We start from the raw sequence: 21,582 nt of genomic DNA, 5'->3' as shown, positions 1-21,582 counted from the left end.
GCGTGATCGATATCAACGAGTCCGTGATGCAGTTCCTTCTGGCGTTGGTCGTCGTCGGCCCGCTCCTCGGCGCGGCCGCCGCTCTCCTGCCGGCCCCGCCCGGACTGAAGGGGAAGTCACCCGAGCAGGCCGTGCTGCGGCACGGTGTGACGGTCACCGGCGTGATCCTGGTCGCCGCGATCGTCCTCGCGCTCGGCTTCGACCACGACCATCCGTCGAAGATGCAGGCCACGACCGACATCAGCTGGATTCCCGCGCTCGATGTGCGCATCCATCTCGGCATCGACGGCATCTCCCTCCCCCTTCTGGTCCTGACCGCGCTGCTGACCTTCCTGTGCGCGCTCTACTCGTACTTCAAGATGCCCGCGGGCCCGACGCCGAAGGCGTTCGTCGCCCTGCTGCTCGTCCTGGAGTCCGGCACCCTCGCCACCTTCGCCGTCCTCGACCTGCTGCTCTTCTTCCTCGCCTTCGAGATGGTCCTGATCCCGATGTACTTCCTCATCGCCCGCTGGGGCGGCGAGGGGCGGACCCAGGCCGCCTGGAAGTTCATCCTCTACACGCTGCTCGGTTCGGTCGTCATGCTGCTCGGCCTGCTCCTGATCGGGATCAAGGCGGACACATTCGACATGGTGGCACTCGCCACTGACAACGGCCGGTCGCTCAGCGCATCCGTGCAGGTCATCGCCGTTCTGGCGATCGGAATTGGGCTCGCGGTCAAGACCCCGATGTGGCCGTTGCACAGCTGGCTGCCCGACGCCCACACCGCCGCCCCGACCGTCGGCTCGGTGCTGCTGGCCGGTGTCATGCTGAAGATGGGGACGTACGGGTTCGTCCGGATTCTGCTCCCGATCGCCCCCGACGGTTTCGCCGACTTCGCGCCGTATCTCGCGGCCTTCGCCGTGGTCGGGATCATCTACGGATCCCTGGCCTGTCTGGCCCTCGCCAAGCAGGGCGCGAAGGGCGATCTCAAGCGCCTCATCGCCTACTCCTCCGTCGGCCACATGGGCTTCGTCCTGCTCGGCATCGCGACGATGACCCCGACCGGCGTGAACGGCGCCCTGTTCGCCAACATCGCCCACGGCCTCATCACCGGTCTGCTCTTCTTCCTGGTCGGCGCCCTGAAGGACCGCACGGGCACGACCGACCTCGACGCCCTGGCCGAGCAGACCGGCGCCGCTCTCTACGGCAAGGCCCCGCGCCTCGGCGGCCTGCTCGCCTTCGCCGCGGTCGCTTCGCTCGGGCTGCCCGGCCTCGCCGGGTTCTGGGGCGAGATGCTCGCTCTGTTCGGCGCGTTCGAACCAGCAGAGGAGCTGAGCCGCCCGGCGTTCCTCACCTTCATGACGATCGGCGCGTTCGGCACCCTGCTCACCGCCGCCTACCTGCTGATCGTGGTCCGCCGGGTCTGCATGGGCGCCGTACCGCAGCAGGCCCCGAAGCTCGCCGACGTACAGACGTACGAATTCGCGGCGTGGACCCCGCTCGTCGCCCTCACCGTCGTCGCCGGACTCTGGCCGAAAACCCTCCTCGGCCTGACCGACCCGGCCGTGCAGCAGCTTCTCGCAGGAGGCACCCGATGAGCTCCCTGGCCCAGCCGCTGGCCGCGTCCGTCGTCCAGGACGTCGACTGGCTCGCCATCGCGCCGCCCACCATCGCGGCGGTCGTCGGACTCGTGGTCCTCGTCGCCGACCTCTTCGTCGGGGAGGACAGGAAGGCGCTGCTCGGCTGGACGGCGGTCGCGGGCCTCGCCGCCTCGACGGCCATGCTGCTGCCGCTCCTGGACGGCGACCGGTCCACCTTCTGCCTGACCGGCGCCCCCGACACCTGCAGCTACACCGCCGACCGCTTCACACTCGTCCTTCAGCTCCTCGTCCTCGGCGGCGCCCTCCTGGCCGCCCTGCTGTCGGTCACCGCCCTCAAGGACGACAACAAGAGGCTCCCCGAAGGGGAGTTCTGGTTCCTGCTGCTCTCCTCCGCCGCAGGCGCCGCCCTCCTGCCCGCCTCCCGCGACCTCGCGACGCTCATCGTCGCCCTGGAGGTCGCATCCCTGCCCGCCTTCGCCCTCGTCGGCCTGAGGCACGGCGACCGCAAGTCCTCCGAGGCCGCCCTGAAGTTCTTCCTGTCCTCGGTCACCGCGACCGCGGTCAGCCTGATGGGCATCAGCTTCGTCTACGCCTCCACCGGCACCCTCTACCTCACCCAGATCGCCGACCGGATCCAGAACGTCGACGGCCAGTTCGCCACCCTCGCCCAGACCGGCGTCGTCCTCACCCTCGTCGGATTCGCCTTCAAGACGGCCGCCGTCCCGTTCCACTTCTGGGTTCCCGACACCTACGTGGGAGCCCCGCTTCCCGTGGCCGCGTACCTGTCGGTCGTCGGCAAGGCCGTCGGCTTCTCCGGCCTGATCCTGGTCACGGTCATCGCCCTGCCGTCGTACGCCGACGTCTGGGGCCCCGCCCTCGCCGCGCTGGCCGCCCTCACCATGACCGTCGGCAATGTCGGCGCCCTGCGCCAGCAGGCCACGCGCGCGTACAGCGCCGTACGCCTGCTCGCCTGGTCCTCGGTCGGCCAGGCCGGCTACCTCCTCGTACCGATCGCCGCCGCCGCGTACTCCGACGACGCCGAGCGCTCCATCGGCTCCACGCTCGCGTACGCCCTCATGTACGGCGCCGTGAACCTCGGCGCGTTCGCCGTGGCCGCTCTGGTGGGCCGTACGCACTCCCTGAACCGTCTCAGCGACTACCGGGGCCTGTACGCGAAGAACCCCCTCTCCGCCCTGGTCCTCGCCTTCTTCCTGCTCTGCCTCGCCGGACTGCCGCCGGGCATCATCGGGCTGTTCGCGAAGGTCACCGTCTTCTCGGCGGCCGTCGACGCGGGCCTGGGCTGGCTGGCCGTGGTCATGGCCGTCAACGTCGTGATCGCGCTCTTCTACTACCTCCAGTGGACGGCCCTGCTGTTCCGCGCCCCCGAGGGCGAGCCCGTCCGGCACATCGGCCCCGCCCCCGTCACCGCGGCCATCGCCGTCACCGCCGTCCTCGGCGTCGCCCTGTCCGGAGCCCCCCAGCTGGTCCTGCGCTTCGCCGACACCGGTCTCTTCTGAGGCGACGGCGTCCTCCCGAGGCGTCGGCCGCTTCACTCGTACGGCCCACGCGCGGGGCCGCGCGCACCAGGGAACCCCAGACCCTCGCCTGGCGTTGACCAGTACGGGAGGGTCCACTGGACGTGTCACCACGACACCAGTGGCACAGGAAATCGACCAGCAAAGGGTTCCCCTGCCGCACGACTTGGAGGGCGTACCGTGCACCGCCGGCACAACGGGCTCAGGACCGCAGTACTCCTCGGGGGACTGTCCGCGCTCATCATCGTCATCGGCAGCTTCTTCGGCCGGACGGGGCTCATCGTCGCCCTCGTGATCGCGCTGGGGACGAACGCGTACGCGTACTGGAACAGCGACAAACTCGCCCTCCGTGCCATGCGCGCCCGCCCGGTCAGCGAATTCGAGGCCCCGGCGCTGTACCGCATGGTCCGCGAGCTCTCCACCCAGGCCCGCCAGCCCATGCCACGCCTGTACATCTCGCCGACGGAGGCCCCGAACGCCTTCGCGACCGGCCGCAACCCGCGCAACGCCGCGGTGTGCTGCACCGAGGGCATCCTGCGCCTGCTGGACGAGCGCGAGCTGCGAGGCGTCATCGGCCACGAGCTCAGTCATGTCTACAACAGGGACATATTGATCTCGTCGGTCGCCGGCGCCCTCGCCTCCGTGATCATGTTCCTGGTCAACTTCGCCTGGCTGATCCCGATCGGCCGCTCGGACGACGACGACGGTCCCGGCATTCTCGGCATGCTGCTGATCATGATCCTGGGCCCGCTCGCCGCCAGCCTCATCCAGCTCGCCATCAGCCGCTCCAGGGAGTACGAGGCGGACGCCTCCGGCGCCCAGCTCACCGGTGACCCGCTGGCCCTCGCCAGCGCCCTGCGCAAGCTGGAGACCGGCACCAAGCAGCTTCCGCTGCCCCCTGAGCCCCGCATCGAGACGGCGAGCCACATGATGATCGCGAACCCCTTCCGTCCGGGACAGGGGCTTTCCAAGATGTTCTCCACACACCCGCCGATGGCCGAGCGGATCGCGCGGCTCGAGAAGATGGCAGGTCCCCACCAGTGAAGACAATCCTGAACGTCATCTGGCTCGTCCTCAGCGGCTTCTGGCTGTTCCTCGCCTACCTGGTCGCGGGCGTGCTGCTCTGCATCACCATCATCGGCATCCCGTTCGGGGTCGCCGCCTTCCGCATCGGCGTCTACGCCCTGTGGCCCTTCGGATACACCACGGTCGAGCGCCGTGACGCGGGAGCCCCCTCCTGTGTCGGCAACGTCCTCTGGCTGGTCCTGGCGGGCTGGTGGCTGGCCCTCGGCCATATCGCCACCGGGCTCGTCCTGTGCGTCACGATCATCGGCATCCCGCTCGGCATCGCCAACTTCAAGCTGATCCCGGTGTCGCTGCTGCCGCTGGGGCGCGAAATCGTGCGCACGGACCAGTCGTTCACCTCGACGGGCTGGTAGCTCGACGGGTTGGTAGCTCGACGGTCTGGTAGCCGTCGCGGGGTCTGGCCGCGGAGGTTTTCCACAACCCGACGGTTGTCCACAGGCCGGCTCGATTGTCAGTGGCGGCTTGCATCATGAACGCATGACCGAGATCGAGCAGTTGCTGGCACGGGTGGCGGAAAAGTCTCGCAACGCCCTCCCGTGGGGCTGGACTTCCCTCCCCGCGCCTGTGGACGAGGCTGCCCCGGCCCGCGCCGAGGCCGCCCTGGGGTTCCCCCTGCCGCCCCTGCTCAGCGAGCTGTACCTGCGCATCGGCGATGGCGGATTCGGTCCGGAGTACGGCCTGTTGCCCCTGCTCGACAGCCCTCCGTCCGGAGAGCCCGCCGCCGTCGTGCAGTACCTGGCCAACCGTGAGAGCGGCCGCAAGGACCCCGATTGGCCCTGGCCCGAGGGCGTCCTGCCGATATCCCACTGGGGCTGCGCGATGTACGCGTGCGTGGACTGCCTCGCCCCCGAGGCCCCCGTCCTGCTCTTCGAGCCGAACGCCGACATCAGCGACCAGGCCTGGTACGTGGACGCGCCCAGCCTCGACCACTGGCTGCGCACCTGGGTGGAGGGCACGGGCTGGTACGAGGAGACGAACGACGACATGGACATGGCCCCCTGGACCGACTTCCGCATACGCACGGAGCGGGCTTCCTGAGCCCCGGGGACGGTCCGGGCCGCCGTACTGGCTACCGAGCCGCCCGCCACCGCCGTACGCCGTACGCCGCGACCCCCACCGCCAGCACCCCCGCGCCCACGATCACCGAGACCCATGGCAGCGCGAACGCCAGCACCAGGCACCCGAGGAGGCCCACCGCCGGAACCGCGCGCGCCGACAGGCTCGAACCGAGCGTCCAGGCCGAGGCGTTCGCCACCGCGTAGTACGCCAGCACACCGAAGGAGGAGAAACCGATGGCGCCGCGCACATCCACGGTCGCGGCCAGCACTGCCACCACAACGCCCACGGCGAGCTCCGCCCGGTGCGGTACCTGGAAACGCGGGTGCACGGCCGCCAGCGCGCCCGGCAGATGCCGGTCCCGCGCCATCGCGAGCGTCGTCCGCGAGACGCCCAGGATCAGGGCGAGCAGCGAGCCCAGCGCGGCCACGGCGGCGCCGATCCGGACGACCGGCACCAGACCAGGCACGCCGGCCGCCCGGACCGCGTCGGCCAGTGGCGCCTCGGCGTTCCCCAGACCGTCGGCGCCCAGCACGGACAGGACCGCCACCGCCACGCACGCGTACACCACCAGCGCGATACCGAGGGCGATCGGGATCGCGCGGGGGATCGTGCGCGCCGGATCCCGTACCTCCTCGCCGAGGGTCGCGATACGCGCGTACCCGGCGAACGCGAAGAACAGCAGACCGGCCGCCTGAAGTACCCCGTCCAGGCCGCCGGAGGCACCGATGTCCAGCCGCCCGGCATCGGCGTCACCGGAGGTCAGGCACACGACCACGACGGAAGCGAGGACCGCCAGCACCACCGCCACGATCACCCGCGTCAGCCAGGCGGACTTCTGGACGCCGCCGTAGTTCACCGCGGTCAGCGCCACGACGGCCGCGACCGCCACGGCGTGCGCCTGGTCCGGCCAGACGTACGCGCCCACGGTGAGCGCCATCGCCGCACAGGAGGCCGTCTTCCCGATCACGAACGCCCAGCCCGCGAGGTAGCCCCAGAACTCCCCGAGCCGCTCGCGGCCGTACACGTAGGTACCACCGGAGGCCGGGTACAGGGCGGCCAGCCGGGCCGAGGACGTGGCGTTGCAGTAGGCGACCACGGCGGCGACGGCGAGGCCGATCAGCAGCCCGGAACCGGCGGCGCGGGCCGCGGGTGCGAGGGCGGCGAAGATCCCGGCCCCGATCATCGAGCCGAGCCCGATGACCACGGCGTCGCCCACACCGAGGGTGCGCCGTAGCCCGGCGGCGGACTGTGTCATGGCCAGAACCCTACTGATCGCCGCAACCGCCGGGTGCGGTGCCGACGTCCTGGTCGTCAACAGACGGCGAACAAGAGCGCGAACGCGGGAACGGGCGCGAGCGCGGCCGGTGCACGACGAACGAGCACCGTCCGAACCGGACGAAGATCACAGTGTCCGGACAGTGCGAGCACAGCACGGGAGGGCAGGTTCACGGCATGGGCATCATCAGCTGGATCATCCTGGGACTGCTGGCCGGGGCCATCGCCAAGTTCCTGCTGCCGGGCCGTGACCCGGGCGGCTTCATCGGTACGACCGTCATCGGCATCACGGGCGCCTTCATCGGCGGCTGGATCTCGGCCCGTTGGCTGGACCACCCCATCAGCAAGGACTTCTACGACGGCGCCACCTGGGCGGCCGCGATAGGCGGCTCGCTGGTCCTCCTGGTCGCCTACCGCATCCTGTTCGGCAACTCACGCGACTGACCGCGTCCCCGGACCGCAGCCAGCAGGCGGGAAGGGCGGACACCAGCCAGGTGCCCGCCCTTTCTCGGGGGTGCCGCGCTTCCGCCCACGCTGGTCAGCGGTAATTGACGAACTGCAGCGCGAAGTCGAACTCCTTGCCCTTCAGGAGGGCGATGACGGCCTGGAGGTCGTCGCGGCTCTTGGAGCTGACGCGGAGCTCGTCGCCCTGCACCTGGGCCTTCACGCCCTTGGGGCCCTCGTCACGGATGATCTTCGCGACCTTCTTGGCGTTCTCCTGGGAGATGCCCTCCTCGATCGACGCGAAGATCTTGTACTCCTTGCCGGAGAGCTGCGGCTCGCCCGCGTCCAGCGCCTTCAGCGAGATGCCGCGCTTGATCAGCTTGGACTGGAAGACGTCGAGGACAGCGTTCACCCGGTCCTCGGAGTTCGCCTCCATGAGGATCTTCTCGCCGGACCACGAGATCGAGGCGCCCACGCCCTTGAAGTCGTAGCGCTGCGAGATCTCCTTGGCGGCCTGGTTGAGGGCGTTGTCGACCTCCTGCCGCTCGACCTTCGAGACGATGTCGAAACTGGAGTCGGCCATGTCCTGTGGCTCCTTGTATCGGGGTGCGTGTCTGGTGCGTGTCGGCGTACGTGGGGGCGACCGCCGAGCCCGGCAAAGGTCCCGGGCCGCATCCGGATAAGCCTAGCCATCCCCGGTCCCCGGGGCCGCGAACAATCAGGTGGCGAAGCACCCCTCCGCATCGGGTATTGTTTACGTCGTTGCCAGGGAGCGCGGCCGAAAGGTCGTTCGAATGGCAGCAAACCCCGGCGGTGTGCCCGAGCGGCCAAAGGGAGCAGACTGTAAATCTGCCGGCTCAGCCTTCCCAGGTTCGAATCCTGGCGCCGCCACTTTGGGGAAGACCCCCTGCGGACTGTGGAGACACAGTCCGCAGGGGGTCTCTTCGTGTGCGGTGACCTCGGGGATGTCAGAGGGGGCGGGCACACTGAGGGCATGACCACCCGCCGCAGGAACTGCCCCGAGTGTCGTCGTGAGATCGCCGTGGTGGCCGGGCGGTTCGCGCGGCACGATCCGCCCGGTGCTCGGGGGAGCGGGGAACTGGTGTCGTGTCCCGGGTCGCGCCGGACGGCTGAACTCGGGGCCGCGCAGCCCTCGTTGGACGGGTATGTCGTGGCCGAGTTTCCCGGTCAGTTGCCGCTGTTCTGACGCGTCGGCTCAGTTGCCCGCCACCGACTTCACCGCCACCGTCACCGGGGCCGAGCCGCTGATCAGTTCCAGGGTCAGGCCGGCCGTCGCCGGTGTGTCGATCAGTTCCGCCAGTACGGCGGCCACGTCGTCGCGGGGGATCGGGCCGCGGCCCGTGTGGGCCTCCAGGCGGACCAGGCCGGTGCCGGCGTCGTCCGTCAGCATGCCGGGGCGCAGGATCGTCCAGTCCAGGGCGTCCAGGCCGCGGAGGTGCTCGTCCGCCTCGCCCTTCGCCCGCAGATAGACGTCGAAGATCTCACTGCCCTCGTGCTTGTGGTTCGCGCCCATCGACGACACGACCACATACCGGCGCACGCCCGCCCGCACCGCCGCGTCCGCGAACAGGATCGCCGCGTCCTTGTCCACCGTCTCCTTGCGGGCCGCCCCGCTGCCCGGACCCGCGCCCGCCGCGAAGACCGCCGCGTCCGCGCCCTGAAGATGCGCCGCGACGTCTTCCACCGTCGCCGACTCCAGGTTCAGCAGCACCGGTTCGGCGCCCGCCTCCCGCAGATCGTCGCCCTGTTCGGCGCGGCGGATGATGCCCGCGACCTCGTCCCCGCGCGCGGAGAGCAGCCGCTCCAGCCGCAGCGCGATCTGACCATGACCACCAGCGATGACAATGCGCATGTCTTCGACCGTACGCCCGGACGGCCGCATCCGCCGCACGAGTTCCCACGGTCCCCGATCCGGTCGCGTGCGCCCCTGCGGCGGGCCCGGCGGGTGCACTCCGAGACGCGGTCCCGCACCCCGCACGGCACGGCACGCACCTGACCGCACGTGCCCCGTCCCTCCCGGCACCAGTTGCTCAAGCCCGGCGCGAATCACTCCACCCCCGCGCGCGTCCCTCCACCGGACCCGGCGCGGCCTGATTCCAGCCAGCCACTCACTCAACCCCCCTCAAGAAACCTCCCCCCGCCCCTGCCGAGGCAGCCCCAACTCCACGGCCGCAGCGGAGTTGCAGTACTCCCGTACCGCGCTCGTCCGGGCCACCACGCGCCCCCGGTGCACCACGATCCGGCTGTACGCCAACGACAGCGCCCCCGCCAGCCGTTCCCCGCGCACGGCCAGCAGGTCGGCGGGGAAGCCCGCCTCGACGCGGACCTCGGGCAGGCCGAGAACCGTCCGCGCCGCCGAACTCACCGTGTCGTAGGCGGCGTCGGGGCTCAGCCCGTACCGGGAGGCCAGCAAGTACGCCGCCTCCAACGGGTCGCCGCGTCCCACCGGGTTGGACACGTCCCGCAGTGCCCCGCTCCCGGCCGCCACCCGGACTCCGGCCGCGCGCAGCAGTCGTACCGGCGCCGTGCCTCGGCGGTCCACGCCCCCGCAGCCGCCCTGTGGCAGGCACACCACCGTCACGCCGGCCGCGGCGAGTTGGTCCGCCGCCGCCCGGGCCGCCGCGTCGGCCGGCAGGCGGCCGAGTCCGCCGCACGGGCCGAGCGTCACGCCGGGGCGCAGCCCGCCCGCCATCGTCGCGAGCCGGGACAGCCGAGCCGGGTCGTCGGCGTCGGTGTGCAGGTCGACGGGGCAGCCGTGCTCGGAGGCCAGTTCCAGGACCGCCTCCACGTACCCGGTGGGATCGGGGTCCAGGTCGGGGCAGCCGCCCACCACCGAGGCGCCCATCTTCAGCGCGTCCCGCAGTATCGCCAGACCGTCCGCGCCGGCCACGCCGGTCAGCAGCCGGGGCGTCGCCACCGCGGTCAGCTCGGTGAGCCCGCGCAGGGAGCGCCGGGCGCGCAGTACGGCGGCGAGGGCGCCGAGGCCCTGGACGTCGCCCACGCGTACGTGTGCCCTCAGCGCGGTCGCCCCGTGGCCGAGCTGGAGCAGGGCTGCCTCCGTCGCCCGGCGCTGGACGTCCTGGGGGTCGTACGAGACAGGGCCGCCGGCGTCGGCCGAGAGCGCGGTGTCCGCGTGGGCGTGCGGCTCGGCGGGGGCCGGGAGGAGGAGATAGCCGGTGAGGTCCACGCGCGCGCCGCACGCGCGCGTGCCGCCCGCCGCCAGGCTCCCTGCCGTGCCCACCGCCTCGATGCGCCCGCCGCCCAGCCGGACGTCCACGGTGCGGCCGTCGGTGAGGCGGGCCCCGCACAACAGCAGCGCGGCCGGATCGGACGACACCGACGACTCGTGGGAGGAGGACGAGTGGGGCGGCTGGGGCTGGCTGTCGGGCATCGCGCTCCAGGTGCTCGGTGCTCGGAACTGCGCTAAGGACCGCGAACGACCGCGCGGAACCGCGCGGGGACGCAAGATCACGCAGAGTGAGTCGAGCCTAGGGCGGTGATCAGCTCGCGGCCGGGAGGAGCGCAATAGTCGTACCGGTGTGGTCCGCCGTGCGGGAGCCGCGTGGAGGGGCCGCGGAGAGGCCGCGGAGGTGACCTGTGAGGCGGCGGGGAAGCCCGCCGGATCCGGGCGCCGCAAGGGCCGCGAAACGGATTTGGGTGAACGGCGGCGGACCGTGTAATGTCTTCATCGCTCGCCCCAATAGCTCAGTCGGCAGAGCGTCTCCATGGTAAGGAGAAGGTCAACGGTTCGATTCCGTTTTGGGGCTCTGGTGTGTGAGATTCCCGTCGCGAGGCGGGAATCGATCGCATCACAGCGGTGTAGCTCAGTCGGTAGAGCAAGCGGCTCATAATCGCTGTGTCACCGGTTCAAGTCCGGTCACCGCTACTGACAGTAGCCGATTGCGGGGTCGGTCCTTCGATCGGCTACTCTTTCTTGCGTTAAATGTCCTATCCGTTCGTCAAGGAGCACTCACGTGGCTGCCACCGACGTCCGCCCGAAGATCACGCTGGCCTGCGTGGAGTGCAAGGAGCGGAACTACATCACCAAGAAGAACCGGCGTAACAACCCGGACCGTCTTGAGATGAAGAAGCACTGCCCGCGTTGCAACGCGCACACCGCGCACCGCGAGACGCGATAAATCAGGCTCGTACGCGAGGCCGTCCCCGTCACAGGGGGCGGCCTCGCGTCGTTTCGTCGGCCGGAACCGGGCGGTAACCCCTCGGGCCGACCCTGGGAGACCAAGGCCGGCCCCAGGAAACCCACGGCTCCGGGAAACCACAGCAGACACCAGGAGGTGCCGAGCCCATGGCGCTCGACCAGTCCTTCGTCGGGCGGACCTATCCGCCCACCGACCCCTACGAGGTCGGCCGCGAGAAGATCCGTGAGTTCGCGGAGGCGGTGGGAGACGCCAACCCGGCGTACACGGACGCGGAGGCGGCCAAGGCGCTCGGCCACGCCGATGTGATCGCCCCGCCGACCTTCGTCTTCGCGATCACCTTCAAGGCGGCCGGACAGGTCATCGCCGACCCCCAGCTCGGCCTCGACTACAGCCGCGTGGTACACGGCGACCAGAAGTTCGCCTACACCCGTCCGGTGCGCGCCGGCGACCGGCTGTCGGTCACCTCGACCATCGAGGCGATCAAGTCCCTCGCGGGCAACGACATCCTGGACATCCGCGGTGAGGTCCACGACGAGGCGGGGGAGCATGTCGTGACCGCCTGGACGAAGCTGGTTTCCCGCGCGGCCGAGGAGGCGTGAACAACCCCATGACGGCGAAGATTTCGTACGGCGACGTCGAGGTCGGCACCGAGCTGCCCACGCGGACGTTCCCCGTGACCCGTGCCACGCTCGTGCAGTACGCGGGCGCCTCGGGCGACTTCAACCCGATCCACTGGAACGAGAAGTTCGCCAAGGAGGTGGGCCTGCCGGACGTCATCGCGCACGGCATGTTCACCATGGCCGAGGCGATCCGTGTCGTGACCGACTGGGCCGGCGACCCGGGCGCGGTCGTCGAGTACGGCGTCCGCTTCACCAAGCCCGTCGTCGTCCCGAACGACGACGAGGGCGCCACCATCGAGGTCAGCGGCAAGGTGGCGGCCAAGCTCGACGACAACACGGTCCGGGTGGACCTGACGGCGACCAGTGCCGGTCAGAAGGTGCTCGGGATGTCGCGGGCGGTCGTACGCCTGGCGTGAGGGCACGCGCGCGTGTGGCGACGTAAGCCGATGTAAGGGGCGTACTCCATGGTGGCGAGGCGCCCCTTACCGCTGGTCTAGCCTCTCGCCGCTGGTCCAGCCCACTTACCGCTGGTCTAGCCTCTCGCCGCTGGTCCAGCCCACTTACCGCTGGTCCAGCCGCTCACCGCTGCCCCCAGCCGCCGGACCCCGCAGGCGGAATGGCCCGGTGCATACGGACGCAGAAAGCCGTCGCCACCTCGTTCGGCGTCTCCCGGAGAGGCCGAGGGCCGCCCTATCCGACGACGACCCCTTGACCAAGTTAGTGATTGAGTACTAACTTAGTCGCATGGTCAGGATGAGCGCAGAAGAGCGGCGCGAGAGCGTCATCCGCGCGGCGACCGCCGAGTTCGCCCGCGGCGGCTACCACGGCACGTCGACCGAGGCGATCGCCAAGCGGGTCGGGGTCTCGCAGCCGTATCTCTTCCGCCTCTTCCCGGGCAAGAAGGCGATCTTCCAGGCCGCGGCGCGGCGCTGTGTCGAGGACACCATCCGTACCTTCCAGGAGGCCTCCGCCGGACTGGAGGGCGAAGAGGCCCTGCACGCCATGGCGAACGCGTACACCAAGGTCATCGCCGAGCACCCCGAGCGGCTGCTGCTGCAGATGCAGATGTACGTCGCCGTGGCCGCCGCCGAGGAGGAGGGTGACCACGAGTTCGGCGCCGCCGTGCGCGACGGCTGGATGGAGCTGTGGGACAGCGTCCATCTGCCGCTGGGGGCCGACGTCAACGAGACGACGACCTTCATGGCGTACGGCATGCTCGTCAACTGCCTGGTGGCCATGGGGTTCCCGCCCGAGCACCGGGTGTGGGAGGGGCTCTATCCCTCCGCCCGCGCCAAGGGGCGGCTCGAACACTGAGCAAGCCGACACCGCCGAGAGGCGCATCGGCGCCTCTTCATGACCTTGAAACTTAGTCATCAATAACTAACCAAACCGTGTGATCACCCTCTGGGGGAGAGATGTCACAGCAGACCGCACCTCGCGGAGGACCCGTCTGGGCCCTCGTCATCACCAGCGTCGCCGGATTCATGGCGGCCCTCGACAACCTCGTCGTCACCACCGCGCTGCCCTCCATCCGGGAGGACCTGGGCGGGGGGCTGCACGACCTGGAGTGGACGGTCAGCGCCTACACGCTCACCTTCGCCGTCCTGCTGATGTTCGGCGCGGCGCTCGGCGACCGTTTCGGCCGCCGCCGGCTCTTCCTCGTCGGGATCACGATCTTCACCGGCGCGTCCGCCGCCGCGGCCATGGCGCCCGGCATCGACTCCCTGATCGCCGCCCGCGCGGTGCAGGGCGTGGGCGCGGCGATCATGATGCCGCTGACGCTGACCCTGCTGACGGCCGCCGTGCCCGCCGCCAAGCGCGGGATGGCGTTCGGGATCTGGGGCGCGGTCAACGGCCTCGCCGTGGCCTCCGGACCGCTCATCGGCGGCAGCCTCACCGAACACATCTCCTGGCAGTGGATCTTCTGGCTGAACGTTCCGCTGGGCCTGATCCTGCTCCCGCTCGCCCGCGTCCGCCTCGCCGAGTCCTTCGGCACCAGCACCCGGCTCGACCTCTCCGGCACCCTCCTCGCCAGCGGCGGCCTCTTCGGCATCGTCTACGGCCTGGTCCGCGGCCCGGCCGACGGCTGGACCGCCCCCCTGGTCCTGACCGGCCTGTTCGCCGGTGGCGCGCTGCTCGTCGGGTTCGTCCTCTACAGCGCCCGCGCCAAGAACCCCATGCTTCCGATGCGGCTGTTCCGCTCCCGCGCGTTCTCCGGGATCAACGCCGCCAGCATGCTGATGTTCCTCGGCATGTTCGGCTCGATCTTCCTGCTCAGCCAGTACATGCAGGGCGTGCTCGGTTACTCGCCCACCGAGGCGGGCCTGCGGATGCTGCCGTGGACCGGTATGCCGATGCTGGTCGCGCCGATCGCCGGGATCCTCTCCGACCGGATCGGCGGCCGCCCGGTCGTCGCCACCGGCCTCTTCCTCCAGGCCGCGGGCCTCGGCTACCTGGCCTCGGTCATCACCGCGGACGCCTCCTACGGCGTCCAGCTGCCCGGCCTGGTCATCAGCGGCGTCGGCATGGCCCTGTTCTTCGCACCGGCCTCCGCCCTGGTCATGTCCAGCGTCCGGGCCTCGGAGCAGGGCATCGCCTCCGGTGCCAACAACGCCCTGCGCGAGGTCGGCGGCGCGCTCGGCATCGCGATCATGTCGTCGATCTTCGCGGCCCAGGGCGGCTACGAGACCGGACAGACCTTCGTCGACGGGCTGAAGCCCGCCCTGGTGACCGGCGCCGCGCTGGTGGCCGTGGCCGGAGTCGCGGCCCTGTGCATCCCGGGCCGACGGGCGGCCGAGCCTACGGAGAGCCCCGAGACGCACGCGCGCGTGCTCGAAACCGCAGGACGCTGACCACACCGGCCGACCCATCGCAGGACGCTGAGGAGGATGTCATGCCCACGCTTCCCTGGACCGTTCCGAACACCCCTCCGCACGGCACCGAGGTGCACGTCTTCGCCTCCAAGTTCGAGACCCGCAGCCTGTGGGGCGCCCTGAAGTTCTTCGCCCGCACCCCGGGCGTGTGGCGGCAGGTCAGCCGGGCGCCGGGCGCCTACGGGGTCGCCCTCAAGGCGCAGCCCCTGCGGCGGACCTTCTGGACCCTGTCCGCCTGGGAGTCGCCCGAGGCCCTCAAGACCTTCGCCCGTTCCGGCACCCACGCCCCGACCTCCCGGGGCCTGGCCCCCCTGATGCGGGACGCGAAGTTCGTCACCTGGACGGCGAAGAGCGAGGAACTCCCGGTCGACTGGGCGGAGGCCTTCCGCCGACTGACCTGAGCGCCTGGATGTCGTACGACACAACGGCCCCGCCCGGACCGGCGGGGCCGTTCTCGTACTCTTGAGCGCGTGCAGGAACTCCACGACGCCCCGCTCGCCCCGCTGACCACCTTCCGGCTGGGCGGACCGGCCACCCGGCTGGTCACCGCCACCACCGACGCCGAGGTGATCGCCGCCGTCCGGGAGGCCGACGCCGCCGGCACCCCCCTGCTGCTCATCGGCGGCGGATCGAACCTGGTCATCGGAGACAAGGGCTTCGACGGCACCGCGCTCGTCCTCGCCACGAAGGGCTTCGAGCTCGTCGGCACCCGCCTGGAACTGGCCGCCGGCGAGGTCTGGACGGACGCCGTCGCCCGTACCGTCGAGGCCGGGCTCGCCGGGATCGAATGCCTGGCCGGCATCCCCGGCTCGGCGGGCGCGACCCCGATCCAGAACGTCGGGGCGTACGGCCAGGAGGTCTCCTCCACGATCACCGAGGTGATCGCCTACGACCGTCGCGAGGGCGAGACCGTCACCCTCACCGCCGCCGAGTGCGACTTCTCCTACCGCCACAGCCGCTTCAAGGCCGACCCCGAGCGCTACGTCGTCCTGCGGGTGCGTTTCGAGCTGGAGGACGCGGACGGGCTGTCGGGGCCGATCAAGTACGCCGAGACCGCCCGCGCCCTCGGCGTAGAGGCCGGCGACCGGGTGCCGCTGGCCGCCGCGCGGGAGACCGTGCTGAAGCTCCGCGCGGGCAAGGGGATGGTCCTCGACCCCGAGGACCACGACACCTGGTCCGCCGGATCGTTCTTCACCAACCCGATCCTCACCGACGAGCAGTTCGCGGCCTTCCACGCGCGCGTGCGGGAACGGCTCGGCGACGGCGTGGAGCCGCCCGCCTACCCGGCGGGGGAGGGCCGCACCAAGACCTCGGCCGCCTGGCTCATCGACAAGGCGGGCTTCACCAAGGGCTACGGCGACGGCCCCGCGCGGATCTCCACCAAGCACACCCTCGCGCTCACCAACCGGGGCGCGGCGACCACGGAGGACCTGCTGGCGCTGGCCCGCGAGGTCGTCGCCGGGGTCCGCGAGGCGTTCGGGGTGACGCTGGTCAACGAGCCGGTGACGGTCGGCGTCAGCCTGTAGGGCCCGGCACGTGCGGAATCTCCGTTGCGCGGGACGGCGGCCGGACGCAACCCTGAGCGCATGAGGGAACCCCTGTGCGACTGAGGCTGACCGAGTACCGGCCCCGGACCGGGCCGTACGAACACCGTGTGGTCCAGCCGCGGACGCCGCTGCGCCACACCTCGCTGACGGCTCCCGAGCCCATCGGACTGCTGCTCGGTGACCACGACGGCCTGAACCGGCTGGCCGGACTGTTCTCCTTCGCGGCCTGTTCGCGGCACACGATCGTCCACGTCCCGCTGCGCGACTCGGTCCCCTCCGACGAGGGCTGGGGCGAACGGGTCGACCTCGTGCTGGCCCATCACTCGCTGGGCCTGCGCCCCAGCCAGTGGCCCGGTATCCGCGGCAGGCTACGCGCGGGCACCCCGTCGACCGTCCGCACCGACGAGGCGCGCACAGCGCGGGACGCGGCGAACCGGCGCGCCCGGGGGGAACGGGCGGACTGCCGGGACGAGCTGCGGCACGCCACCCACGCGCGGACGTTCTTCCTCTTCGGCAGCCGGGACGTGTTCGCCGAGACGGCCACCTCGTTCGCCCACGCGGCCGGCCGGGGACCGCACCAGAAGCGGGTCGCCGAGGGACACATGGCGCTGATGGCGCAGCTTCCGACGCTGGTCCAGCCGCCCGGCGGCGGGCACCCCGTCGAGGTGCTGATCTGCTTCAAGCCCTATCCGCCGTACGCCCATTTCAGGCCACCGGGGCGGTCAGCCATTCGTCCACGCCGGACAGCAGCCGCGCCCTGACCTCGTCCGGCGCCGCGGACGCCCGTACCGACTGCCGGGCCAGTTCCGCCAGTTCGGCGTCCGTGAAGGCGTGGTGGGTGCGGGCGATCTCGTACTGGGCCGCGAGACGGGAGCCGAAGAGCAGCGGGTCGTCGGCGCCCAGGGCCAGCGGGACACCGGCCTCGAACAGCTTGCGCAGCGGGACGTCCGCCGGTTTCTCGTAGACGCCCAGGGCCACGTTGGACGCCGGGCACACCTCGCACGTCACGCCCCGGTCGGCAAGGCGCTTCAGCAGCCGCGGGTCCTCCGCCGCACGCACCCCGTGGCCGATCCGGTTCGCGTGCAGGTCGTCCAGGCAGTCACGGACCGACGCGGGACCGGTCAGCTCGCCCCCGTGAGGGGCCGACAGCAGTCCGCCGTCCCGCGCGATGTGGAAGGCGCGGTCGAAGTCCCGGGCCATGCCCCGCCGCTCGTCGTTGGAGAGCCCGAAGCCGACCACGCCCCGGTCCGCGTACCGCACCGCGAGCCGGGCCAGCGTGCGGGCGTCCAGCGGGTGCTTCATCCGGTTCGCGGCGACCAGGACCCGCATGCCGAGACCGGTCTCGCGCGAGGTCGTCTCCACCGCGTCCAGGATGATCTCCAGAGCCGGGATGAGCCCGCCCAGCCGGGGCGCGTACGACGTCGGGTCCACCTGGATCTCCAGCCAGCCCGAGCCGTCCTTCACATCCTCCTCGGCGGCCTCGCGCACCAGGCGCTGGATGTCCTCGGGCTCCCTGAGGCACGAGCGGGCCGCGTCGTACAGCCGCTGGAAGCGGAACCAGCCCCGCTCGTCCGTCGCCCGCAGTCTCGGCGGCTCGCCGCTCGTCAGGGCTTCCGTGAGCGCCTCGGGCAGGCGCACGCCGTGCTTGTCGGCCAGTTCCAGGACGGTGCCGGACCGCATCGACCCGGTGAAGTGCAGGTGGAGATGGGCCTTCGGCAGCTCAGAGAGATCACGTACACGCTCCATCCCAGGATCCTGCCGTACGCAACCGCCGTGCCGGTACCGCTTTCCCCGTTCGTGGTCTTGCTCGCACAAAGAAACAGGGCGCCCACGCATGCTCGTGGGCGCCCTCGGACGGCTTCCTGGCTACTTGGCCTCCGCCAGCAGCTTCTGGATGCGCGAGACGCCCTCGACGAGGTCCTCGTCACCGAGCGCGTACGACAGCCGCAGATAGCCCGGGGTGCCGAAGGCCTCGCCCGGGACGACCGCGACCTCGGCCTCCTCCAGGATCAGCTCGGCCAGCTCCACGCTGCTCTGCGGGCGCTTGCCGCGGATCTCCTTGCCGAGCACGGCCTTCACCGACGGGTACGCGTAGAAGGCGCCCTCGGGCTCGGGGCAGACCACGCCGTCGATCTCGTTGAGCATCCGCACGATCGTCTTGCGGCGCCGGTCGAAGGCCTCGCGCATCGTCGCGACGGCGTCCAGGTCGCCGGAGACGGCGGCGAGGGCGGCCACCTGCGCCACGTTCGAGACGTTCGACGTCGCGTGCGACTGGAGGTTGGTCGCGGCCTTCACCACGTCCTTCGGGCCGATGATCCAGCCGACCCGCCAGCCCGTCATGGCGTACGTCTTCGCCACGCCGTTGACCACGACGCACTTGTCGCGCAGCTCGGGCAGCAGCCCCGGCAGGGAGACCGCGGAGGCGTCGCCGTAGACCAGGTGCTCGTAGATCTCGTCCGTCATCACCCACAGGCCGTGCTCCACGGCCCAGCGGCCGATGGCCTCGGTGTCCTGCTCGCTGTAGACCGCGCCGGTCGGGTTCGAGGGGGAGACGAAGAGGACGACCTTCGTCTTCTCCGTGCGCGCCGCCTCCAACTGCTCGACGGAGACCCGGTAGCCGGTCGTCTCGTCGGCGACGACCTCGACCGGGACGCCGCCGGCGAGGCGGATCGACTCCGGGTACGTCGTCCAGTACGGCGCCGGGACGATGACCTCGTCGCCCGGGTCGAGGATCGCGGCGAAGGCCTCGTAGATCGCCTGCTTGCCGCCGTTGGTGACGAGGATCTGCGAGACGTCGGGCTCGTAGCCGGAGTCGCGCAGCGTCTTCGCGGCGATCGCGGCCTTCAGCTCGGGCAGACCGCCGGCCGGCGTGTAGCGGTGGTACTTCGGGTTCTTGCACGCCTCGATGGCGGCCTCGACGATGTAGTCCGGGGTCGGGAAGTCGGGCTCACCGGCGCCGAAGCCGATCACCGGACGCCCGGCGGCCTTGAGGGCCTTGGCCTTGGCGTCCACGGCGAGGGTGGCGGACTCGGAGATCGCGCCGACTCGGGCGGAGACCCGGCGCTCGGTGGGAGGGGTTGCAGCGCTCATGGGTCCATCGTTTCAGACCGGAAACTCCCCCGGCACGCGGGTTTCACAGACTGAACAACGGCTGAACAACCGTCCGGATCCACCCCTCGAGCTGGGCGATCTTTCATCTCCAAGGCTCCTACGGGCACTTTCTGTTCGACGAGGGGCCCGAGACCACGTACACTCTCACCTCGTTGGCCTTCAGCAGCCCGCACTCGTACGGTGCACACCGAGCACCCGTCCGGATGCGGTACGTTGGGGAACACACAAAGGGTCGTAGCTCAATTGGTAGAGCACTGGTCTCCAAAACCAGCGGTTGGGGGTTCAAGTCCCTCCGGCCCTGCTACACACACCTTCGCCAGGATGTGTGCGCGTGTACGTACAGCAATGCACCGCCGTGCGGCTCAGACCGGGCGCGGCACGGCCACGACCCGGAATCAGGTGAGGACGAGTGACGGACGCCGTGGGCTCCATCGACATGCCTGATGCCGAGGACGAGGCGCCGGACTCCAAGAAGACCCGCAAGGGCGGTAAGCGCGCCAAGAAGGGTCCGCTGAAGCGTCTTGCCCTCTTCTACCGGCAGATCGTCGCCGAACTTCGCAAGGTCGTCTGGCCGTCGCGCAGCCAGCTGACGACGTACACCACCGTGGTGATCGTGTTCGTGGTCATCATGATCGGCCTGGTGACCGTGATTGACTATGGGCTCGACCACGCCGCCAAGTACGTCTTCGGCTGAGCCAAGAGCGAAGGGCGCCGCGGTTACCGGCGCCCCTTTTCGCATGTTCCACCCCTATGTATCCAGGAAGAAGCAGCCACCGTGTCTGACCAGAACCTGAACGACGCCATCGAGCCCGACGAGACTGTCGAAGACGAGCTCGACATCGTCGAGGGCGCGGACGAGGACCGGGACGAGGTCGAGGCTGCCGACGAAGAGGCCGGCGAGCCCGCCGAGGAAGCCGCCCTGCACGTCGAGGACGAGGCCGAGGACGCCGAAGCCGAAGAGGCTGAAGTCGAGGACGCCGACGCCGAAGAGGCCGAGGAAGAGCCCGCCGAGCCGGTCGACCCCGTCGCCGCACTGCGCGAGGAGCTGCGCACCCTGCCCGGCGAGTGGTACGTCATCCACACGTACGCCGGCTACGAGAACCGGGTGAAGACCAACCTGGAGCAGCGCGCCGTCTCGCTGAACGTCGAGGACTACATCTTCCAGGCCGAGGTGCCGCAGGAAGAGGTCGTCCAGATCAAGAACGGCGACCGCAAGACGATCCGCCAGAACAAGCTTCCCGGCTACGTCCTGGTGCGCATGGACCTGACGAACGAGTCCTGGGGCGTCGTCCGCAACACCCCCGGCGTCACCGGCTTCGTGGGCAACGCCTACGACCCGTACCCGCTGACCCTGGACGAGATCGTCAAGATGCTCGCCCCGGAGGCCGAGGAGAAGGCCGCCCGTGAGGCAGCCGAGGCCGAGGGCAAGCCGGCGCCGCAGCGCAAGGTCGAGGTCCAGGTGCTGGACTTCGAGGTCGGCGACTCTGTCACCGTCACCGACGGTCCGTTCGCCACGCTCCAGGCCACGATCAACGAGATCAACCCCGACTCCAAGAAGGTCAAGGGTCTGGTGGAGATCTTCGGTCGCGAGACCCCGGTCGAGCTGTCGTTCGACCAGATCCAGAAGAACTGAGGTTCTTCCCGGAAGAGCTTCCGATCAGGTCAGGCGATCGCTCGTGCGGTCGCCTGACCTGCTCGGTTTTTGGCCGCGCATCTATACCCGTTATCGTTGTGCGGTATGCCTGCGTTCGGTTGGTCCCGTCGCGCGGGCATGGACCCGATTGAAAGGACCCGGAGAGCTATGCCTCCCAAGAAGAAGAAGGTCACGGGGCTCATCAAGCTCCAGATCCAGGCCGGTGCCGCCAACCCGGCTCCGCCGGTCGGCCCCGCGCTGGGTCAGCACGGCGTGAACATCATGGAGTTCTGCAAGGCCTACAACGCCGCGACCGAGTCGCAGCGCGGTTGGGTCATCCCGGTGGAGATCACGGTCTACGAGGACCGTTCCTTCACCTTCATCACCAAGACCCCGCCGGCCGCGAAGATGATCCTCAAGGCCGCTGGTGTCGAGAAGGGCTCCGGCGAGCCGCACAAGACCAAGGTCGCCAAGATCACCGAGGCGCAGGTCCGCGAGATCGCCACCACCAAGATGCCCGACCTCAACGCCAATGACCTGGACGCCGCGTCCAAGATCATCGCCGGCACCGCCCGTTCCATGGGCATCACGGTCGAGGGCTGATCCCCAACCCCCTGCAGTAGTGGCGGGGCCTGCTC

The 21,582-nt window shown here is 70.2% G+C and carries 24 protein-coding genes and 4 tRNA genes; 22 read left to right on the top strand and 6 right to left on the bottom strand.

Annotation, left to right across the window (positions count from 1 at the left end; genetic code table 11):
• The first annotated feature begins 2 nt into the window (after window positions 1–2).
• The 5 genes from AC068Z_RS03840 to AC068Z_RS03820 all read left to right on the top strand — a co-directional run bounded on the left by AC068Z_RS03840 (window position 3) and on the right by AC068Z_RS03820 (window position 5,239).
• Window positions 3–1,577 (top strand): complex I subunit 4 family protein, encoded by a 1,575-nt coding sequence (locus AC068Z_RS03840; RefSeq protein ID WP_478551936.1) that lies wholly within the window; start codon window positions 3–5, stop codon window positions 1,575–1,577.
• On the top strand, window positions 1,574–3,097 hold the full coding sequence (locus AC068Z_RS03835; protein ID WP_478551934.1) for an NADH-quinone oxidoreductase subunit N: 1,524 nt from the start codon (window positions 1,574–1,576) through the stop codon (window positions 3,095–3,097). Before AC068Z_RS03840 ends, AC068Z_RS03835 begins: the two co-directional genes overlap by 4 nt.
• A gap of 198 nt (window positions 3,098–3,295) precedes the next feature.
• Window positions 3,296–4,159 carry a zinc metalloprotease HtpX gene (htpX, locus tag AC068Z_RS03830; RefSeq protein ID WP_478551932.1) on the top strand — a complete coding sequence of 288 codons (864 nt, stop codon included), beginning with the start codon at window positions 3,296–3,298 and terminating at the stop codon, window positions 4,157–4,159.
• Window positions 4,156–4,554, top strand: coding sequence for a YccF domain-containing protein (locus AC068Z_RS03825; RefSeq protein WP_478551930.1), 399 nt, complete (start codon window positions 4,156–4,158; stop codon window positions 4,552–4,554). The genes htpX and AC068Z_RS03825 overlap by 4 nt, the downstream gene beginning before the upstream one ends.
• 124 nt (window positions 4,555–4,678) lie before the next feature.
• Window positions 4,679–5,239: an SMI1/KNR4 family protein gene (locus AC068Z_RS03820; protein ID WP_478551929.1), complete on the top strand. Its 561-nt coding sequence runs from the start codon at window positions 4,679–4,681 to the stop codon at window positions 5,237–5,239.
• A gap of 31 nt (window positions 5,240–5,270) precedes the next feature.
• Here the strand turns inward: AC068Z_RS03820 and AC068Z_RS03815 are convergent, their stop codons facing one another.
• Window positions 5,271–6,515, bottom strand: coding sequence for an APC family permease (locus tag AC068Z_RS03815; protein WP_478551927.1), 1,245 nt, complete (start codon window positions 6,513–6,515; stop codon window positions 5,271–5,273).
• Between the two features lie 197 nt (window positions 6,516–6,712).
• Here AC068Z_RS03815 and AC068Z_RS03810 point away from each other — a divergent pair, with 197 nt between their 5' ends.
• On the top strand, window positions 6,713–6,979 hold the full coding sequence (locus AC068Z_RS03810; RefSeq protein WP_478551926.1) for a GlsB/YeaQ/YmgE family stress response membrane protein: 267 nt from the start codon (window positions 6,713–6,715) through the stop codon (window positions 6,977–6,979).
• Window positions 6,980–7,073: 94 nt separating this feature from the next.
• On the opposite strand, the gene AC068Z_RS03805 is transcribed toward AC068Z_RS03810, so the two are convergent.
• A complete protein-coding gene (locus tag AC068Z_RS03805) occupies window positions 7,074–7,562 on the bottom strand; it encodes a YajQ family cyclic di-GMP-binding protein (protein ID WP_478551924.1) in 489 nt (162 codons plus the stop codon).
• Window positions 7,563–7,788: 226 nt separating this feature from the next.
• Between AC068Z_RS03805 and AC068Z_RS03800 the strand changes: the two genes are divergently transcribed.
• Both AC068Z_RS03800 and AC068Z_RS03795 read left to right on the top strand, forming a co-directional pair.
• A tRNA-Tyr gene (locus AC068Z_RS03800) sits at window positions 7,789–7,870 on the top strand.
• A 103-nt stretch (window positions 7,871–7,973) separates the two neighbouring features.
• The gene (locus tag AC068Z_RS03795) at window positions 7,974–8,186 is read left to right on the top strand and encodes a hypothetical protein (protein WP_478551922.1); all 213 of its coding nucleotides are present in this window, start codon (window positions 7,974–7,976) and stop codon (window positions 8,184–8,186) included.
• Window positions 8,187–8,195: 9 nt separating this feature from the next.
• Here the strand turns inward: AC068Z_RS03795 and AC068Z_RS03790 are convergent, their stop codons facing one another.
• Together AC068Z_RS03790 and AC068Z_RS03785 are read right to left on the bottom strand one after the other, a co-directional pair.
• Window positions 8,196–8,852 carry an SDR family oxidoreductase gene (locus AC068Z_RS03790; protein ID WP_478551920.1) on the bottom strand — a complete coding sequence of 219 codons (657 nt, stop codon included), beginning with the start codon at window positions 8,850–8,852 and terminating at the stop codon, window positions 8,196–8,198.
• Window positions 8,853–9,122: 270 nt separating this feature from the next.
• Complete coding sequence (locus AC068Z_RS03785; protein WP_478551918.1) at window positions 9,123–10,391, bottom strand: amidohydrolase family protein; 1,269 nt, start codon at window positions 10,389–10,391, stop codon at window positions 9,123–9,125.
• Window positions 10,392–10,694: 303 nt separating this feature from the next.
• Here AC068Z_RS03785 and AC068Z_RS03780 point away from each other — a divergent pair.
• The 10 genes from AC068Z_RS03780 (at window position 10,695) to AC068Z_RS03735 (ending at window position 16,961) form a co-directional block, all read left to right on the top strand.
• Window positions 10,695–10,767 (top strand) — tRNA-Thr (locus AC068Z_RS03780).
• 46 nt (window positions 10,768–10,813) lie between these two features.
• Window positions 10,814–10,886 (top strand) — tRNA-Met (locus AC068Z_RS03775).
• 88 nt (window positions 10,887–10,974) lie between these two features.
• Window positions 10,975–11,139 carry a 50S ribosomal protein L33 gene (rpmG, locus tag AC068Z_RS03770; protein WP_003948671.1) on the top strand — a complete coding sequence of 55 codons (165 nt, stop codon included), beginning with the start codon at window positions 10,975–10,977 and terminating at the stop codon, window positions 11,137–11,139.
• Window positions 11,140–11,306: 167 nt separating this feature from the next.
• Window positions 11,307–11,759, top strand: a complete 453-nt coding sequence (locus tag AC068Z_RS03765; RefSeq protein ID WP_478551916.1) for an FAS1-like dehydratase domain-containing protein — start codon at window positions 11,307–11,309, stop codon at window positions 11,757–11,759.
• 8 nt (window positions 11,760–11,767) lie between these two features.
• On the top strand, window positions 11,768–12,196 hold the full coding sequence (locus tag AC068Z_RS03760; protein WP_478551914.1) for a MaoC family dehydratase: 429 nt from the start codon (window positions 11,768–11,770) through the stop codon (window positions 12,194–12,196).
• A 328-nt stretch (window positions 12,197–12,524) separates the two neighbouring features.
• Window positions 12,525–13,094, top strand: a complete 570-nt coding sequence (locus AC068Z_RS03755) for a TetR/AcrR family transcriptional regulator (RefSeq protein ID WP_478551913.1) — start codon at window positions 12,525–12,527, stop codon at window positions 13,092–13,094.
• Window positions 13,095–13,195: 101 nt separating this feature from the next.
• Window positions 13,196–14,632: a DHA2 family efflux MFS transporter permease subunit gene (locus AC068Z_RS03750; RefSeq protein ID WP_478551911.1), complete on the top strand. Its 1,437-nt coding sequence runs from the start codon at window positions 13,196–13,198 to the stop codon at window positions 14,630–14,632.
• A gap of 41 nt (window positions 14,633–14,673) precedes the next feature.
• Window positions 14,674–15,054, top strand: coding sequence for a DUF3291 domain-containing protein (locus AC068Z_RS03745; RefSeq protein WP_478551909.1), 381 nt, complete (start codon window positions 14,674–14,676; stop codon window positions 15,052–15,054).
• A 69-nt stretch (window positions 15,055–15,123) separates the two neighbouring features.
• Entirely contained in the window at window positions 15,124–16,179 is a 1,056-nt protein-coding gene (locus AC068Z_RS03740) for a UDP-N-acetylmuramate dehydrogenase (protein WP_478551907.1), read from the top strand.
• 74 nt (window positions 16,180–16,253) lie between these two features.
• Window positions 16,254–16,961: a hypothetical protein gene (locus AC068Z_RS03735; protein ID WP_478551905.1), complete on the top strand. Its 708-nt coding sequence runs from the start codon at window positions 16,254–16,256 to the stop codon at window positions 16,959–16,961.
• On the opposite strand, the gene AC068Z_RS03730 is transcribed toward AC068Z_RS03735, so the two are convergent.
• Together AC068Z_RS03730 and AC068Z_RS03725 are read right to left on the bottom strand one after the other, a co-directional pair.
• Window positions 16,906–17,946 (bottom strand): adenosine deaminase, encoded by a 1,041-nt coding sequence (locus tag AC068Z_RS03730; protein ID WP_478551903.1) that lies wholly within the window; start codon window positions 17,944–17,946, stop codon window positions 16,906–16,908. The two genes, AC068Z_RS03735 and AC068Z_RS03730, sit on opposite strands and share 56 nt — an antisense overlap.
• A 120-nt stretch (window positions 17,947–18,066) precedes the next feature.
• Window positions 18,067–19,290, bottom strand: coding sequence for a pyridoxal phosphate-dependent aminotransferase (locus AC068Z_RS03725; protein WP_478551901.1), 1,224 nt, complete (start codon window positions 19,288–19,290; stop codon window positions 18,067–18,069).
• A 249-nt stretch (window positions 19,291–19,539) separates the two neighbouring features.
• On the opposite strand from AC068Z_RS03725, the gene AC068Z_RS03720 reads away from it, so the two are divergent.
• The 4 genes from AC068Z_RS03720 to rplK all read left to right on the top strand — a co-directional run bounded on the left by AC068Z_RS03720 (window position 19,540) and on the right by rplK (window position 21,547).
• Window positions 19,540–19,612, top strand: a tRNA-Trp gene (locus AC068Z_RS03720).
• A gap of 108 nt (window positions 19,613–19,720) precedes the next feature.
• Window positions 19,721–20,005 (top strand): preprotein translocase subunit SecE, encoded by a 285-nt coding sequence (gene secE / locus AC068Z_RS03715; protein WP_478551900.1) that lies wholly within the window; start codon window positions 19,721–19,723, stop codon window positions 20,003–20,005.
• An 81-nt stretch (window positions 20,006–20,086) separates the two neighbouring features.
• Window positions 20,087–20,944 carry a transcription termination/antitermination protein NusG gene (nusG, locus tag AC068Z_RS03710; protein ID WP_478551898.1) on the top strand — a complete coding sequence of 286 codons (858 nt, stop codon included), beginning with the start codon at window positions 20,087–20,089 and terminating at the stop codon, window positions 20,942–20,944.
• A 168-nt stretch (window positions 20,945–21,112) separates the two neighbouring features.
• Window positions 21,113–21,547: a 50S ribosomal protein L11 gene (gene rplK / locus AC068Z_RS03705; RefSeq protein WP_016645192.1), complete on the top strand. Its 435-nt coding sequence runs from the start codon at window positions 21,113–21,115 to the stop codon at window positions 21,545–21,547.
• The last annotated feature ends 35 nt before the right edge of the window (window positions 21,548–21,582 follow it).

The sequence above is a fragment of the Streptomyces sp. NPDC043726 genome, assembly GCF_056436565.1.
The sequence above is the reverse complement of the archived record's forward strand: the minus strand, read 5'-3'. Positions and strand labels throughout refer to the sequence as shown.

What these genes read in the sequence shown, in the direction of transcription:
- AC068Z_RS03750 (WP_478551911.1), top strand. Translation starts at nt 13,196, where the DNA reads ATGTCACAGCAGACCGCACCTCGCGGAGGACCCGTCTGGGCCCTCGTC.
- AC068Z_RS03755 (WP_478551913.1), top strand. Translation starts at nt 12,525, where the DNA reads ATGGTCAGGATGAGCGCAGAAGAGCGGCGCGAGAGCGTCATCCGCGCG.
- AC068Z_RS03835 (WP_478551934.1), top strand. Translation starts at nt 1,574, where the DNA reads ATGAGCTCCCTGGCCCAGCCGCTGGCCGCGTCCGTCGTCCAGGACGTC.
- AC068Z_RS03795 (WP_478551922.1), top strand. Translation starts at nt 7,974, where the DNA reads ATGACCACCCGCCGCAGGAACTGCCCCGAGTGTCGTCGTGAGATCGCC.
- AC068Z_RS03815 (WP_478551927.1), bottom strand. Translation starts at nt 6,515, where the DNA reads ATGACACAGTCCGCCGCCGGGCTACGGCGCACCCTCGGTGTGGGCGAC.
- AC068Z_RS03725 (WP_478551901.1), bottom strand. Translation starts at nt 19,290, where the DNA reads ATGAGCGCTGCAACCCCTCCCACCGAGCGCCGGGTCTCCGCCCGAGTC.
- AC068Z_RS03730 (WP_478551903.1), bottom strand. Translation starts at nt 17,946, where the DNA reads ATGGAGCGTGTACGTGATCTCTCTGAGCTGCCGAAGGCCCATCTCCAC.
- AC068Z_RS03805 (WP_478551924.1), bottom strand. Translation starts at nt 7,562, where the DNA reads ATGGCCGACTCCAGTTTCGACATCGTCTCGAAGGTCGAGCGGCAGGAG.
- AC068Z_RS03790 (WP_478551920.1), bottom strand. Translation starts at nt 8,852, where the DNA reads ATGCGCATTGTCATCGCTGGTGGTCATGGTCAGATCGCGCTGCGGCTG.
- AC068Z_RS03785 (WP_478551918.1), bottom strand. Translation starts at nt 10,391, where the DNA reads ATGCCCGACAGCCAGCCCCAGCCGCCCCACTCGTCCTCCTCCCACGAG.
- AC068Z_RS03810 (WP_478551926.1), top strand. Translation starts at nt 6,713, where the DNA reads ATGGGCATCATCAGCTGGATCATCCTGGGACTGCTGGCCGGGGCCATC.
- rplK (WP_016645192.1), top strand. Translation starts at nt 21,113, where the DNA reads ATGCCTCCCAAGAAGAAGAAGGTCACGGGGCTCATCAAGCTCCAGATC.
- AC068Z_RS03760 (WP_478551914.1), top strand. Translation starts at nt 11,768, where the DNA reads ATGACGGCGAAGATTTCGTACGGCGACGTCGAGGTCGGCACCGAGCTG.
- AC068Z_RS03745 (WP_478551909.1), top strand. Translation starts at nt 14,674, where the DNA reads ATGCCCACGCTTCCCTGGACCGTTCCGAACACCCCTCCGCACGGCACC.
- AC068Z_RS03765 (WP_478551916.1), top strand. Translation starts at nt 11,307, where the DNA reads ATGGCGCTCGACCAGTCCTTCGTCGGGCGGACCTATCCGCCCACCGAC.
- AC068Z_RS03820 (WP_478551929.1), top strand. Translation starts at nt 4,679, where the DNA reads ATGACCGAGATCGAGCAGTTGCTGGCACGGGTGGCGGAAAAGTCTCGC.